11 protein-coding genes are annotated in these 14,914 nt (G+C 40.5%); 6 read left to right on the plus strand and 5 right to left on the minus strand.

What is annotated here, in order from left to right; all coding sequences use genetic code 11:
* Nucleotides 1-30 precede the first annotated feature (30 nt).
* The 3 genes from NSP_RS06485 to cofG form a co-directional block, all read right to left on the minus strand.
* Nucleotides 31-1,332, minus strand: coding sequence for a tetratricopeptide repeat protein (locus tag NSP_RS06485; protein ID WP_006197386.1), 1,302 nt, complete (start codon nt 1,330-1,332; stop codon nt 31-33).
* Nucleotides 1,333-1,388: 56 nt separating this feature from the next.
* On the minus strand, nt 1,389-2,720 hold the full coding sequence (locus NSP_RS06490; RefSeq protein ID WP_006197385.1) for an ATP-binding protein: 1,332 nt from the start codon (nt 2,718-2,720) through the stop codon (nt 1,389-1,391).
* A gap of 122 nt (nt 2,721-2,842) precedes the next feature.
* The gene (cofG, locus tag NSP_RS06495; RefSeq protein WP_071839279.1) at nt 2,843-3,832 is read right to left on the minus strand and encodes a 7,8-didemethyl-8-hydroxy-5-deazariboflavin synthase subunit CofG; all 990 of its coding nucleotides are present in this window, start codon (nt 3,830-3,832) and stop codon (nt 2,843-2,845) included.
* 256 nt (nt 3,833-4,088) lie between these two features.
* Here cofG and psbA point away from each other — a divergent pair, with 256 nt between their 5' ends.
* The gene (gene psbA, locus NSP_RS06500) at nt 4,089-5,171 is read left to right on the plus strand and encodes a photosystem II q(b) protein (RefSeq protein WP_006196269.1); all 1,083 of its coding nucleotides are present in this window, start codon (nt 4,089-4,091) and stop codon (nt 5,169-5,171) included.
* 282 nt (nt 5,172-5,453) lie between these two features.
* Here psbA and NSP_RS06505 read toward each other — a convergent pair whose 3' ends face one another.
* Nucleotides 5,454-7,178 (minus strand): ABC transporter ATP-binding protein, encoded by a 1,725-nt coding sequence (locus tag NSP_RS06505; protein WP_017803911.1) that lies wholly within the window; start codon nt 7,176-7,178, stop codon nt 5,454-5,456.
* A gap of 102 nt (nt 7,179-7,280) precedes the next feature.
* Between NSP_RS06505 and NSP_RS06510 the strand changes: the two genes are divergently transcribed.
* The 3 genes from NSP_RS06510 to NSP_RS06520 all read left to right on the plus strand — a co-directional run bounded on the left by NSP_RS06510 (nt 7,281) and on the right by NSP_RS06520 (nt 9,594).
* Nucleotides 7,281-8,234 carry an ROK family protein gene (locus tag NSP_RS06510; protein ID WP_006198592.1) on the plus strand — a complete coding sequence of 318 codons (954 nt, stop codon included), beginning with the start codon at nt 7,281-7,283 and terminating at the stop codon, nt 8,232-8,234.
* 107 nt (nt 8,235-8,341) lie between these two features.
* On the plus strand, nt 8,342-9,097 hold the full coding sequence (locus NSP_RS06515; RefSeq protein WP_006198591.1) for a phosphopantetheine-binding protein: 756 nt from the start codon (nt 8,342-8,344) through the stop codon (nt 9,095-9,097).
* Nucleotides 9,098-9,123: 26 nt separating this feature from the next.
* On the plus strand, nt 9,124-9,594 hold the full coding sequence (locus NSP_RS06520; RefSeq protein ID WP_006198590.1) for a hypothetical protein: 471 nt from the start codon (nt 9,124-9,126) through the stop codon (nt 9,592-9,594).
* Nucleotides 9,595-9,725: 131 nt separating this feature from the next.
* On the opposite strand, the gene NSP_RS06525 is transcribed toward NSP_RS06520, so the two are convergent.
* Nucleotides 9,726-10,664, minus strand: coding sequence for a phosphoribulokinase (locus tag NSP_RS06525; protein ID WP_006198589.1), 939 nt, complete (start codon nt 10,662-10,664; stop codon nt 9,726-9,728).
* A gap of 487 nt (nt 10,665-11,151) precedes the next feature.
* Here NSP_RS06525 and NSP_RS06530 point away from each other — a divergent pair, with 487 nt between their 5' ends.
* Both NSP_RS06530 and NSP_RS06540 read left to right on the plus strand, forming a co-directional pair.
* A complete protein-coding gene (locus tag NSP_RS06530; protein ID WP_006198588.1) occupies nt 11,152-12,753 on the plus strand; it encodes a peptide ligase PGM1-related protein in 1,602 nt (533 codons plus the stop codon).
* 999 nt (nt 12,754-13,752) lie between these two features.
* Nucleotides 13,753-14,817 carry an aromatic ring-hydroxylating dioxygenase subunit alpha gene (locus tag NSP_RS06540; protein ID WP_006198586.1) on the plus strand — a complete coding sequence of 355 codons (1,065 nt, stop codon included), beginning with the start codon at nt 13,753-13,755 and terminating at the stop codon, nt 14,815-14,817.
* The last annotated feature ends 97 nt before the right edge of the window (nt 14,818-14,914 follow it).

Below are 14,914 nucleotides of genomic sequence, written 5' to 3' on the forward strand. Positions count from 1 at the left end.
TTGAGATGGTTTTTAGAAAATTATTTGCAATTATTTTTTAAGAATCGCTTGTAATTTTTGAAAAATTTGGCTCAATATCGGCAACTTTTTAGGATTGCTTCCTAATTTCTTGAGCGCATATTTTCGGTTACGAATAGCTAAGTCGTAATCAGGTTTAATTTCCACAGCTTTGTCATAAGATGCGATCGCTTCTTCATAGCGTCCTAAATCATCTAGCGCATTCCCCCGGTTATTCCAAGCTTGGTGGTAATCAGGTTTAAATTCCACAGCTTTGTCATAAGATGCGATCGCTTCTTCATTGCGTCCTAAATTCCTCAGCGCATACCCCCGGTTGTACCAAGCTTGGTGGTAATCAGGTTTAAATTCCACAGCTTTGTCATAAGATGCGATCGCTTGTTCATTGCGTTCTAAATTCCTCAGCGCATACCCCCGGTTATTCCAAGCTTCGTGTTTATCAGGTTTAAATTCCACAGCTTTGTCATAAGATGCGATCGCTTGTTCATTGCGTTCTAAATCATCTAGCGCATACCCCCGGTTGTACCAAGCTTGGTGGTAATCAGGTTTAAATTCCAAAGCTTTGTCATAAGATGCAAGTGCTTGTTGATAATCTTGTCCAGCAATCTGTAATTTTCCCAACTTAATCAATAAATCGTATTGATGCTCAGGTGTTTGATGCTCTTCTGCAATTAGTCCTTGAATTTCTAGAATTTGTTTATTTCTTTCTTCTGGAGTTAGCTGAAGTAGTTTTTCATAATCCTCTTCCAAAGAATTACGTAATGATTCTTGTTCTAAAGTTTCTGGATCTATAGGAAATTCAAACAAACCAGAACGCCAGTCAAAGAAATCGGGAGCGCGTTGAATAAAATATTTAATAGCAAACTGAGGCAGCAAGAACACAAAGCAAATATTAAAATTATCTCTAAACCGTTCTCGTTGTTGGTTGAGGTTAATTAAAACAGGTGGTACACCCTTCCAACTGTAGGAATATTTATCCCTACTATTCCACCCCATGAGAATTTTGCTCTCTTCATATTTATACAAAGAATGCTCTAAGCCCGTAATAAATAATATTTTTATTTGTTCTTTACTATCTAATTTCTCAATTATTTCATATAAATTATTAACTGGTTCCGTCAGCCTCAATACCTGGATATTTTTATTGACAATATCTGCTTTTATTTTGGTAATCATCTGCTCACCTTCTGCCGGAGAACAACGAGCAAAGAATAAGCCAAAGCCTTCTGTAAATTTCAGAGCGCGGACTAAGGCTTGATATTCTTCATCTCCTTCTGATGGTAAGTCGTTATCCCAATCAGTCAGTTCTAGTGTCATAAACTTAGCCAATAAATGCTAACTGTTAATGGGTAATATCAAAATTGTTGCTTTTATTATGAGGGATATAATTTATTAAAAGCATCTTGAAATTCTTTAACTCCTTTAAGAAGGGGATGAATATCATACCAAACTCGACTTTCTTCCTCCTTATCAATATATCGATATTCCAAAATACAGCGATTAAATAATAAACCCCGATATAATTGATCGTTTTGTTTCTCTTTAGAATGATGCACTGTTGCTAGTGCTTCCCATTCATTAGCGAAAACAGTATTACTATAAGTATTTCTTAACTCGCTAATTGAACGCTTTACGGCTCTGGTAGGGATGGGCAAGGTGTTAGTGTATTTCATCGCTTCCTTCATTAATAATAATAAATTTCGCACATGACCCCCACTCATCAAGCATATTGCCTCTAATGCCTGACGTTCTTCAAATATATCAACAATAGATAAATTAGGGTCTATCAAACTCAAACGTTTTTGTAACAATTCGGTAACTTTATTAATTCCCAGGTCATATTTTTGATTTTCAGGAGTTTGAACCATAATCATCGGCAATACCTGAGTTTTTCCATAGATATCGGCGACATTAGCCGCGTGGTTAGAATACAGTAAAGAAATTGGCACTGTATAAATCAGATGGCAATCTAATTCTTGGAGTTGTCCACTGCGGTCTATAAAAATTTGCTCATGATTGCTGCGTCCACCTTCTTGAGGTATAGGCACAATCCGATCTAAATTGTCAGCAATTAATACCAGTTGAGAATAACCTGAAGGTAAGTTTTTTTTAGCATCTCTAATAAACTGATTCAACGCCTTAATCAAAGTGGTTGTATGAGGGTTGACTTTTTCTCTAATTTTTTGGCGTTGGCCAGGTTCAGCTTTCAAATTTGCTGTAATTTTGGCAAATTGGGAAATTTGCAGGTCTATACTTAATTTCTCTAGAGATACCTCAGTTAGTGCTAAATCCTTTAAATCTTGCCAACGGTCATTTAACCAGTTCAATAAACTGTCTGGAGAAGCGTTATCTTTTAACGCCCTCAATAAGTGACGTGTACAAGCTAAGAGAATATCTGTATATTGGGCATCTTCTGGATCAATATCTTCTTCATCAGCAGCAAAATAGACAACAAAGCAACCGTTTTCATCTAAATATTTCTGAAGTCGCAACAATTCCGTTGATTTACCAGCACCGCGATGACCTGCATATAGTTGAGAGGTCATTCTGTCGGATAACAAAATTTCTCTCCCCACTTCTACCAAGATGTCACCATCTCCCCGCACTTCTGAACAATTGACATAAGCTGGATCTCCAGCAGGTAAGGGTCGAAATGGGTCAAAGGAGTTATATATCCGTTTTAATATGGCAAAATCTTGGGTCATAAGTTGGAATTTAGCACTGTAGTGTCATATTAACTCAAATATGTGTATTAGAAGTAGGTTGGGTTAAGCGCAGCGCAACCCAACGCTGCCAATGATGTTGGGTTTCCTTTCGTCAACCCAACCTACAATTTCTTTACAATTTTTGAATCCCTAATATTAGTTCGCCAATGTTTCATAGCTGTTTGCAATTCCCCCGTCAACCAATTATCAAACTGCGGATAAATAGGCAAACGTGGCACTAACTCCCAACCCACAGGCTGTAATATTTCTCTCAAAGCTTGTTCCTGAATATGAGGATAATCAGGATTCACTTCATCTTTCGGGCTAATTCCGCCTAAATCTCTCGCGCCAGCTTCTATACAAGCCAGTAACCATCCATCATCTTGAACTAAATTCGGCGGAATTTGAATTGTAATATCAGGCGGTAAAATTTGACGTGCTTTCGCAATCACTTCTGGTAATTGATGCGGGTCAAAAGCTGCTGCATCAAAGGTTTGCTGATTTCCTGGGCTGTGGGGTTGCAAGATGACTTCTTGAATGTGATGGTAATGCTGATGTAAATCAGATATCGCCGCTAAAGTTTCCCAGCAATCATCTTCAGTTTCCCCAATTCCTAAAAGTAACCCCGTAGTAAAGGGAATCTGCAACTCTCCCGCCCATACTAATTGTTGCAACCTAATTTCTGGTAATTTACTCGGTGCGTGTCGATGCACAGTCTGTAACAATGCTGGGGTTAACTGTTCCAGCATCAAACCCATCGAAACATTGACATTCTTTAGCTTTTGCATCTCCGCAAAAGTCAGTATTCCGGCATTAGTGTGTGGTAAAAATCCCATTCCCAAAGCTAACTCACACAAATCATAAATCCTTTGAAACCACTGCTGACGCTGGGGTGAATGGGGATGCACTTCACCACTGAGAATGAGTATTTCACTTACTTTTTGGCTTTGCAATTGTAGTAAAATGCTTTCTGCTGCCGCTAAAGTCATCCAGGGGCTTTGACCTGGTGAGGTGCGAAAGTTGCAGTATGTACAGCGATTGAAGCACTCGTAAGTCGGAACAATAGTATAAGCCGGGCTATAGGTGACGGTGGAAGAATGAGAATTTGGCATAAGACACTATATATATAGATGTTGATTTGCTCAGATTCCCGTCTCCCCTCTCCTTGGCAAGGAGAGGGGTTGGGGGTGAGGTTCTGTATTATATTAAATCCCCATTCCTATGCAGCATCAGCTTTTGGAGGTTTGCACAGGGTAATTGTAAAAATATTTGTTAAAAAGCTTTACAAATCTAAATAAATGATTTAGTATGTTTACAACAGGTAGAAAGACCTACCTGATTCATAAAAACAACCGCAATCATAAAAACATGACTACAACCTTACAACAGCGCCAAAGCGCCAACGTATGGGATCGCTTCTGCGAGTGGATTACCAGCACCGATAACCGGATTTACATCGGTTGGTTCGGCGTTCTGATGATCCCAACCCTACTAGCTGCTACCACCTGCTTCATCATCGCATTCGTAGCTGCTCCTCCAGTAGACATCGACGGTATCCGCGAACCCGTAGCTGGTTCCTTGATTTACGGAAACAACATCATCTCCGGTGCAGTTGTTCCTTCCTCCAACGCTATCGGTTTGCACTTCTACCCAATCTGGGAAGCAGCTTCCTTAGATGAGTGGTTGTACAACGGCGGTCCTTACCAATTGGTAATTTTCCACTTCTTGATCGGTTGCGCTTGCTACCTAGGTCGTCAGTGGGAACTATCCTACCGCTTGGGTATGCGTCCTTGGATCTGTGTAGCTTACTCCGCGCCTTTGGCATCTGCTACAGCAGTATTCTTGATCTACCCAATTGGTCAAGGTTCATTCTCTGACGGTATGCCTTTGGGTATCTCCGGAACCTTCAACTTCATGATTGTGTTCCAAGCTGAACACAACATCTTGATGCACCCCTTCCATATGTTGGGTGTAGCTGGTGTATTCGGTGGTTCTTTGTTCTCCGCAATGCACGGTTCCTTGGTGACATCTTCCTTGGTACGTGAAACAACCGAAACCGAATCACAAAACTACGGTTACAAGTTCGGACAAGAAGAAGAAACCTACAACATCGTAGCTGCTCACGGTTACTTTGGTCGTTTGATCTTCCAATACGCTTCCTTCAACAACAGCCGTTCACTTCACTTCTTCCTAGCTGCTTGGCCTGTAATCGGTATCTGGTTTACCGCTTTGGGTGTCAGCACAATGGCGTTCAACTTGAACGGTTTCAACTTCAACCAATCAGTAATTGATTCTCAAGGTCGGGTTATTGCTACCTGGGCTGACGTAATCAACCGCGCTAACTTAGGTATGGAAGTAATGCACGAGCGTAACGCTCACAACTTCCCCCTAGACTTGGCTGCTGCTGACGTTGCTCCAGTTGCTTTAACTGCACCTGCTATCAACGGTTAATCATCAAGTTTAGCTGAATAAGAAACGCCTCTCAGAAATGGGGGGCGTTTTTTATGATTAGGACTTACGCAAAAACTCTTTAATACTCTTATTCCTTAGTGTCCTTTGCGCCCTTTGTGGTTCGTTTTTTCTGAATTTTGGGTAAGTCCTGTCCTTAACTGAACGTATTGAAGTTAAAACTAAGACTCTTTTTTTTAACGAACCGCAAAGAACGCAAAGAACGCAAAGTGAAGAAAGAAGAAGGAAGGAATTCAGAACTGTATTGCTTCCTATGCCAGATTTTTAACTAAATTGTTGTGCGTAAAATCTTGCGTAGCGTTGCTCAAGTTTTAGCAGTTGTTCGTGGGTTCCTGATTCTACAATTTGTCCCCGTTCTAGAACTAATATGCGATCGCATTTTCGGACTGTGCTTAAACGGTGAGCAATAATAAATACTGTGCGATTCTGCATTAGTCTTTCTAAGGCTTCTTGGACTAAGGCTTCTGATTCGGAATCTAAGGCGGATGTGGCTTCGTCTAATATCAGGATTTGCGGGTTGAGAAATACCGCACGGGCGATCGCAATTCTTTGGCGTTGTCCCCCAGATAAATTGACTCCTCTCTCTCCCACCCAAGTATAGTAAGCCTCTGGTAACTGACTAATAAATTGGTGGGCGTTGGCAATTTTAGCGGCTTCTGCTACTGCTTCCATGTCAAAGGAATTCTGTCCAAAAGCAATATTTTGAGCTATTGTCCCGGAAAACATCACGGTTTCTTGGGGAACAATCCCAATTTGTCGCCGCAAACTCTGAAGCTTCACATCGCGAATATCTACACCGTCAATCAAGATTTCACCGGCTTCGGGATCATAAAAGCGGGGAAGCAAATTTACAAAGGTGGTTTTACCAGCACCGGAAGCACCAACAAGGGCGATCGCTTCTCCTGGTAATGCCAATAAACTGATATCTTTTAATACAGGTTCGCCGGGTTTGTAGGCAAAGGATACATGACGATATTCCACTTTACCTTTGACTGGCGGTAAGGCGATCGCATTGGGCTTTTCTAATACCGTTGGTTGAATAGCCATCAATTCAAAAATGCGGTCAACGGAAGCCTCACCTTGTTTAAACTCGTTGTAATTATTAGTAGTATGTCCAATAGGATCAATTAACAACGCCGCCGCCGTTAAGTAACTAAAAAACTCGCCCACAGTTAAGTTATTTTGGGCAATTTGCCATGCTCCTACTATCACTAAAGAAACCGCACTTAAGGCTTCCAGAAAGCCCACTATCGGTATTTGAATGGCTTTTAGGCGTTCGGCGGAGTATTTAGCTTTAAAACTCTGTTCTGCTTCATTGCCAAAACGAGCAATTTCATAACTTTCAGCCGCAAAAGCTTGTACTAAACGAATACCGCTAAATACTTCGGTAAGAATTGCGGATAACCCAGAAACACGATTTTGACTTTTGAGAGAATACTTACGTAACCGTTCCCCAAACCAGCCAATTAAAATACCCATGACTGGCGCAATAACTACTGTCGCTAGTGTCAATTGCCAATTTAGGTAAATCATGTAGATGGGTATGGCTAGTAATTGCAAAAGACAGGGAATAAAATCGTGAAAGACTTTATTTACAACTTCCCCAATTCGGTCAATATCTTCAGTGAGGCGGTAAGATAAATCACCGGCTTTTGCTGTTTCAAAATAAGTGAGATCCAGTTTTTGCAGGTGGGAGTAAACTCGCTTGCGGAGGTCAAAAGCTACCCTTAAAGCCACTTTTGCCATGTACATATCTTGTACGGACTGAAAAAAGCCCCGCACCAGAAAGACTAAAACCAGGATTCCAGCTAATTGAGCGATCGCTACTACATTACCTTCGCCAAAGGGTTTTGCCAATCTCCCCGCGAGATTAATTAAAGTTAACGTCGCCAGTACATAACCGATAATACCAATAAATCCCTTGGTAATATTTTGCCAATGGGGTCGGAGATAGGGTGATAATTGCCAGTAATTAGAAGGGGTTTTCAAGCTGTAACTTCCACAAAGATATTTTCTATTGTTTGACGCTATCAGCTTTTGGGTAGTTTCTGGATAATTATCTGTTTTTTTTGGGAATGTTTGGAGGAAATTATGACGTTAATTTTAGCGCTGGATTTTGGCGGAACGAAGCTAGCCGCAGCATTGGTAAATTCTGGTGCTAGGGAATGGTTACGCTATGAACGTCGCCTTTCGCCAGCTCATGCCAATGCTAGCACTGACTTGGACATCATGCGCGACCTGATTGATTCTTTACTGCAAAGAGAAAAACCTGATGCAATTGGTGTCAGTTTTGGGGGACCTGTAGACGCGTCCACTGGGACTGTGCGACTGTCTCATCATGTGGCTGGTTGGGAAAATATTCCCCTCAAAGACTTGCTAGAGGATGAGTTTAGCGTTCCTGTGACTGTGGACAATGATGCTAATGTGGCGGCTTTGGGTGAATACCGCTTTGGTGCTGGTGAGGGAAATAACAGCTTGTTTTATATCACTATTAGCACTGGTGTCGGTGGTGGTTGGATACTCAATGGTCAGCCTTGGCGAGGTGTGGGCGGAATGGCTGGTGAAATTGGACATATAGTTGTCGATCCTGCGGGGCCTGTGTGTTTGTGTGGGAAGCGGGGTTGTGTGGAACGGTTGGCTTCGGGGCCTTATATGGCGAGGAATGTTAGGGAATTTTTGGAGGACGAACCGCAGAGGCGCAGAGGTGAGATTTTGAGGGGGTTGGTGGGTAATGATTTAGATTTGATTACGGGAATGGTGGTGAGTGATGCTGCGGCGCAAGGTGATGAGTTAGCGCAGGATGTTTTATTTAAGGGTGCTTGGGCTTTGGGTGTGGGTATTGGTAATGTGGCGAATTTGATTAACCCACAGTTGTTTATTTTGGGTGGGAGTGTAATTAAGGCTGGGGATAATTGGTGGGATGTGGTGCGAAAGGTGTCACGGGAAACGGCTTTACCAGAAGTTGATTTTGCAATTGTGCCGGCGGCTTTGGGTGATGATGCGCCGCTTTGGGGTGCTGTGGCTTTGGCTGAATCGGGTTTGTAATTCGTAATTCGTAATTCGTAATTCGTAATTCGTAATTCGTAGTTCGTAATAAAATCATTATCTGAGATATATTAAGATGTTTTTACACCAATTTTACAGAGGTTTTAATGACTATAAATAATCAAGACTATGAAATATATATTCTAACAAAAGTAATCAACAATCATTTAGATGAGGTTGTAGAATTTAGCGAGGATGGTTTAAATTCTCTACTTTCCAAACATGATGAGATGGTTTGGAACATAGCTACAAAAATTTATAGTCAGAGTGGATACAAGGTTGAATTTTCTTTTATTCGTGATGTTCTTAACTCCTGGATTGAAATTTTAAAGGAGCGTATAGCGGCTGAAAAAATTAAACTCGCAGAACAAGCACGACTTCAGGCTGGATGGCAAGCAAAACAACCAATAATTCAGGCTGGATTGCAAGCAGAACAAGCACGACTTCAGACTGAACAGGCGCGAATTGAGGCAAAGCGAGTAGCAGAACTGGCAAAAATTAGCATATCTGATCTGTTTCTCAAAGTTCAACCTATAATTAGTGAGCTGTTGTGCGTCGAATTAGATCAAGTGGCTTTAACTAGTCACATATCTAATGATTTAGGTGCAGATGTGTTGGATCAAACGGAACTTATAATGGCAATAGAAGAAGAGTTTGATATTGAAATACCTGACGATAATGGTCTTTTGAGTATTGGGTTTGGTATTGGTGTTTCAGGTAGTTGGCCTTTCTCATCTTATAGTGAGCCAGTTTTTGATTCTTGTACTGTTAGAGAACTTTTGGAATATATTCGCCAGCAATTATCTAATAAATATGTTGAATACGAGAAGAGTCACCCTAGTTTGCGTCAAAATAATAAATAGTTAACTGTGTAAAAACGTTTTAAATCATGTTTACTCGTGGGGCTGGTGGTTGGGATTTAGCTGTATATAACCAAGACAATCAATTAGTGCTTGTTGTCGAGATTAAAAACAAACTCAATACCTCATCAGAATGGGCGGAAAAACTGCGGCGCAATATGTTGGCGCACGGTACTTTCCCAAAAGCGCCTTACTTTCTGATGGTTTTTCCAGATAAATTCTACTTGTGGACTGGTGCGGCTGCACAAGTAGACCAAAGTCAACCCACTTATAATATAGACGCACGCCCTTTTCTTCAACCCTACTTTGAACAAACGGGAGTATCTGCTAATTACATCACAGGTCAAAGTCTGGAATTAATTGTTGCATCCTGGCTGAGTAAAATTATTCATTCTGAGAAACTTACCGAAGAAATTGATGATTCTCAAAGATGGCTGATTGAATCAGGACTATATACTGCTGTAGCTGGAGGTCATTTCGGTCAAGAGGCTGCTGCGTGAATATTTATTAAGACTTACGCAATGCTCTCTCAAACCCTCTTTCCTTTGTGTTCTTTGCGTCCTTTGTGGTTCGTTTTTTCATGATTTTGCGTAAGTCCTGATTAAATCACAATTACAGTTGTAAGAGGATATCACTGATACATTTGTGTTGCTTTCAACATATGGTAGGTAATAATCAACTGCGTCAGCGCTAAAGGATAACTTTGCAATGTTTCTCCAGTTGTTCCCGCAACTTTGCCTAGTTCTGGGTTAATTTCGCGATCGCACACATTGAGTAAATACGGCATATCCGAACATAATATATGCTCTAACTTATTCACCTGTTCCAAAGTCGCGTGACCATCCACTTCCAATACATCCACGGGTTTACTCATATCTCTGTCTAAACCCAAGCGAACTGCTGACTCAGAATTACCGTCAGTTAAATTCAAAATTGAAGTAAAATCAGGATGAGGGATTGTTGGTCGCAGCACTAACCGCACATTTAAATGTCCGTTATTATCCTCGTCTTCATCATTGGCGGGATAAAAACTCACCACTATATCCGACCATTGACGCTGGGGACGAATATATTTTTCTGAGTCTGGTTCACGCTTTTCTAATTCTGCCAATACCTGTTCCGCAGTATAGCCCCGTTTTTGAGTATCTCGCTTCACTTTCCACTCGGCGCGTAGTTCTTCGGGAGGTGCAAGATAAACTTTTACGTCGTAGGCTTCACGGGCTGCACGGGTAGAATAACCAAGTAAACCCTCTATTATAACAAATTTATTGGGTTTTATGTATTTGGGAGCTTCAAATTTCCCAGTTGAGTGGCTGTAAACAGGTTTAAGAATGGGCTGTCCTGTGCGTAGCAGCGATAAATGCTGCTGCATGATATCTAAATGATTACAATCAGGATGAAGGGCAGTGATACCCATTTCTGCACGTTGTTGACGATCATAACTGTGATAATCATCGGTACAGATGAGCGTAACATTTTCTGGCCCTAGTACCTGAGCAATTCCCCTAGTTAGTGTTGTTTTACCTGCGGCGCTATCACCGACAATCCCCAAAATTATTGGACGACCCATGATTCCCCTCCCGATATGAGCAACAAGTACAGTAATCAACTTTTTAGATAATGTTATTTATTTTAGAAGGGAATTGACCAACTAACTCAAGCAAAACTGGGTACGCAACATCTCTATACATATTATTTATTTATGTTGGTTTATTTACCAATTCTTGGTAAAATCTATGTTGCATTTATACAAGTGCTAAATATCGTCAAATATTACAAATATAGGCATCCACAGGGATGTTTAATGAACAGGTTTGAATCAAATTTGACTTTTATTCTGACGATTCAATTAGGATTGCTAGATTTGTTTTTGCGGTTTTAAGAATACAGGTAATATCTGACAACAAGACTTTTTTGTACTTTTGTGTATTGTTACTTCTTCAGTTAGCACAGGCTCACCGCAGTCAAAGAAGTGTTGCATATTAGCTGTATCTGACTGGCTTTGGTATATACCAGAAGAGTAAAGCGGTATTGGGGATCAATATAGGGGAGGGATTATGGTGATGCTGAATATTTCCGAATTAGACAAAATTGATAAGTTTCGCCATCTTCAGTTAACTTTATGCGATCGCTGGCCGACCATTGAGCTATTTGACTATGGTGAGGCGGATATTTTAATTATTCCCTCCCTCAGCATCGACCAGCATGAACTGCATAAAATCGAAGGCTGTGAGCATTATGAAGAAAGATTATTATTCTCTTTAATGCGTTTGCGAAACCCCCGGACTCGGTTGATTTACGTCACATCAATGCCTCTACATCCGAGTGTTATTGATTACTATTTGCAACTGTTACCTGGAATTCCTTTTTCCCATGCGCGGAATCGCTTACTGTTACTTTCCACTTATGACTCTTCCCTTAGACCCCTAACTGCCAAGATTTTAGAACGTCCTCGACTGCTAGAACGCATCCGCCAAGCCTTGAGACTAGAAAAATCATTTATGACTTGTTACAATTCCACATTTTTAGAAGCAGAATTATCTCTAGAATTAAATGTGCCATTGTATGCTGTTGCGCCAAATTTACAGACTTGGGGGACAAAAAGCGGTAGTCGCCAAATCTTTGCCGAAAGTGGAGTTCCCCTACCAGATGGCAGCGAAAAGGTCTGTAATCAGGAAGATTTGGCAGAAGTTGCGGCTAATTTATGGGAACGCCAACCGACATTACAAAGAATAGTTGTAAAACTTAATGAAGGCATTTCTGGAGAAGGAAATGCACTGCTAGATTTAAGACCAATTATGGATTTAGCACCGGGGAAAGTGTCTCATGCTCAAACAGTAGCAGCAATTAGCGATCGCTTCCCTACCATGCGCTTTCAATCCACACACGAGACTTGGGAAAATTTTGCTACACGGATTACTGAGTTGGGTGCGATCGCCGAAGCATTTGTAGAAGGAGAAATTAAGCGATCGCCAAGTGTCCAAGGACGCATCACACCCACAGGTGAAGTAGAAATAGTCTCCACCCATGACCAAATTCTCGGCGGCCCAGACGGACAAATTTATCTTGGTTGTCGATTTCCGGCTGATTCCCGCTACAGGCTGCAATTGCAGCAATGCGGTTTACAAATCGGCAAAAAACTCTCCGAAAAAGGGGCATTTGAACGATTTGGTGTAGATTTCATCACCGTTGACCAAGGAAATGGTGAGTGGGACATTCAAGCCATTGAAATTAACTTGCGAAAAGGTGGTACTACTCATCCTTTCATGACCCTGAAATTGTTAACAAACGGACGCTACGACCTTTCCACCGGGTTATTTTATAGTCAACAAGGGCGACCAAAATACTATATAGCCACCGACAACCTGCAAAAAGACCGATATCGGGGATTATTACCCAACGATTTAATGGATATTATCGCCCATCACCGACTGCACTTTGATAGCGGGACAGAAACAGGTACAGTTTTCCATCTCATGGGTTGTCTTTCCCAGTTTGGCAAATTGGGATTAACCAGCATTGGCGACTCCCCACAACAAGCAGAAGACATTTATAACAAAGTTGTGAAAGTTCTGGACGAAGAAACCCGCAGCGAAAATCCGGATTTACCTTTGTTCTCAGATTACACTTTCCCTCTAGCTTGGGATGGATATAGCTAGCCCCCTCCTCGCTTGCACCGGAGGGGGTTGGGGGTGGGGTTCTTGTATCTCACTTAACTGATAACCGCTATACCCAAACGTTGGAATTTCCTATAAGTTCGGTTTAGTTACAAAAAACTGACCGGACTTTTTTGCATAACAGTGCCTGAAACAGTGGCTAGATAGGGTTTTCAACCATAGTTGTCACCCCATTAGCTACAAAATGAGTCAAAAAACCTCGGAAATTTCTAGCATACATATAGATTTGCTTTGATGACCTCCAACCCCAGTGAAACCACACACCCTAAGCACAAGCAGAATTAGGGGTACAGGTTATTTAATCAACTTTCTTGAATCATGCTGACTTATCACTCTTTTTAATTGTGGGCGTAGATGAGTTTTTATGAGAATTTGGCAGTTCCATGTCATTTTTAGCCAACCAGTCTTCAATAAGTTCAGCCGAAACGTCAGACATATTCAGTCCCTTAAAAAAGCAAATCGTTTTAAACCTGTCTTTGATGTCAGGGGGTAAGTAAACCCGAATCGAAGTTTCTCCTTGTGCCACACTATACTCCAGCTAATAAACTTATTCACTAGTTTATTGGTGTAATGGTTCATCGGGGAAAATTATTCACTAGTTGACTAATGCACCAATGCATTGGTATAGTATCACCTACACCCAAAGAAAGAGAAGTAACTCTCTCCAAGGGGTGACACAAAACAAAGGCGATAGAAGCCAGAAAGTGTCAAATGGTGAGAAAATATATCCCAAGCTCAATTAAACCTGAATTTGTCTAAATTTGGCTAGTTTTTCCTGAAATAAAGACTTTCAATAAAAACAAACCTAAATGATTGTTGTTCCACAAAGCACACAAAATACTGGAAAAAAATTTGAGCGCTAAAGCACTCACAACAAGCCAAAAGTTTGGTTAGATTTTGCAACAACTTCAGAAACTCCGTCTTCTTCGACTGCAATTTAGTATAAATAACAACTTTTATTCAAGGTTTAGGAAATTAGGGATGCTAAAAAACTTCTGGTACGCTTGTGAATTTAGTTCAGTTGTTACTAAGAAGCCGAAGCAAATTGTGATGTTAAATCAGAGGTTTGTCCTCTATCGCAATTCTCAAGGACAAGTAGTTGCATTGAAAGACCAATGTTCTCATCGTGGTGCAGCATTATCTATGGGTTGGCTAGAAGACAACTGTATTCGTTGTCCCTATCATGGATGGAAATTTGAATCTGACGGAAAATGTGTGCAAATTCCTTCTAATGAAGTTGGTACACCTATTCCGAAAAAAGCGAATATAACCAGCTACCCAATACAAGAAAAATATGGTTTTATCTGGCTATTTTATGGAGAATTGCCAGAATCAGAACGTCCACCAATTCCAGCTTTACCAGAGTTTGACGACCCAAATTTACATCGTTCTTTTTTAGATTTTTCTGTAAATACTCACTATACTAGAGTTTTAGAAAATGCTCTAGATTTATCCCATTTACCTATAGTTCATGCCAATACTTTTGGGGCAGGATTTGGTAAAAATTCTAGGTTTGATGTGTATGATATTCAAGATGAACCTTGGGGAATTAGTGCTAAAAGCACATACAAAAATTACACCAAGCCAAAAGGTTTATTTAAACTATTTTTTCGGGGGAAAAGCACAGATATAAACTCAAAATTCACCTTTTACTTGCCCAATATTACTAAACTAGAAACTAGCTCGAATAGCATCAAAATTGTCAACTTTGCTATTCATCTTCCTGTTGATGAAAACACAACTATAAGTAAGCGAATTCTTTTTCGCAGTTTTTTACCATACTCTTGGTTAGATGGTATATTTCTAAGGTACTATACTAAGATTCATGGGGAAGATAGTACTGTTAGCGAATCACAATATCCCCGATTTATCCCTGACAGTTTATCAACAGAAGTTCATGTTGATGCTGATGCTTTTACTCTTAAATATCGCCAAATTCGTAATAAATATTTGGCTATGGGTTGGGGTTTAAAGGCTAATAAAATTGAATTAGATAACTATCAAGAAAATCAATTAAGACATTTTGACACATCATTAAAAAATTAGATTTATATCTGATTTTAGTTAGCCATTAATCATTCTTGATGGTTTCAGATGTGTGTGAATTGATTTAAAAATTCTCAGACAAGATATCTAAAAAGAA

The organism is Nodularia spumigena CCY9414 (assembly GCF_000340565.2).
Taxonomy (GTDB): domain Bacteria; phylum Cyanobacteriota; class Cyanobacteriia; order Cyanobacteriales; family Nostocaceae; genus Nodularia; species Nodularia spumigena.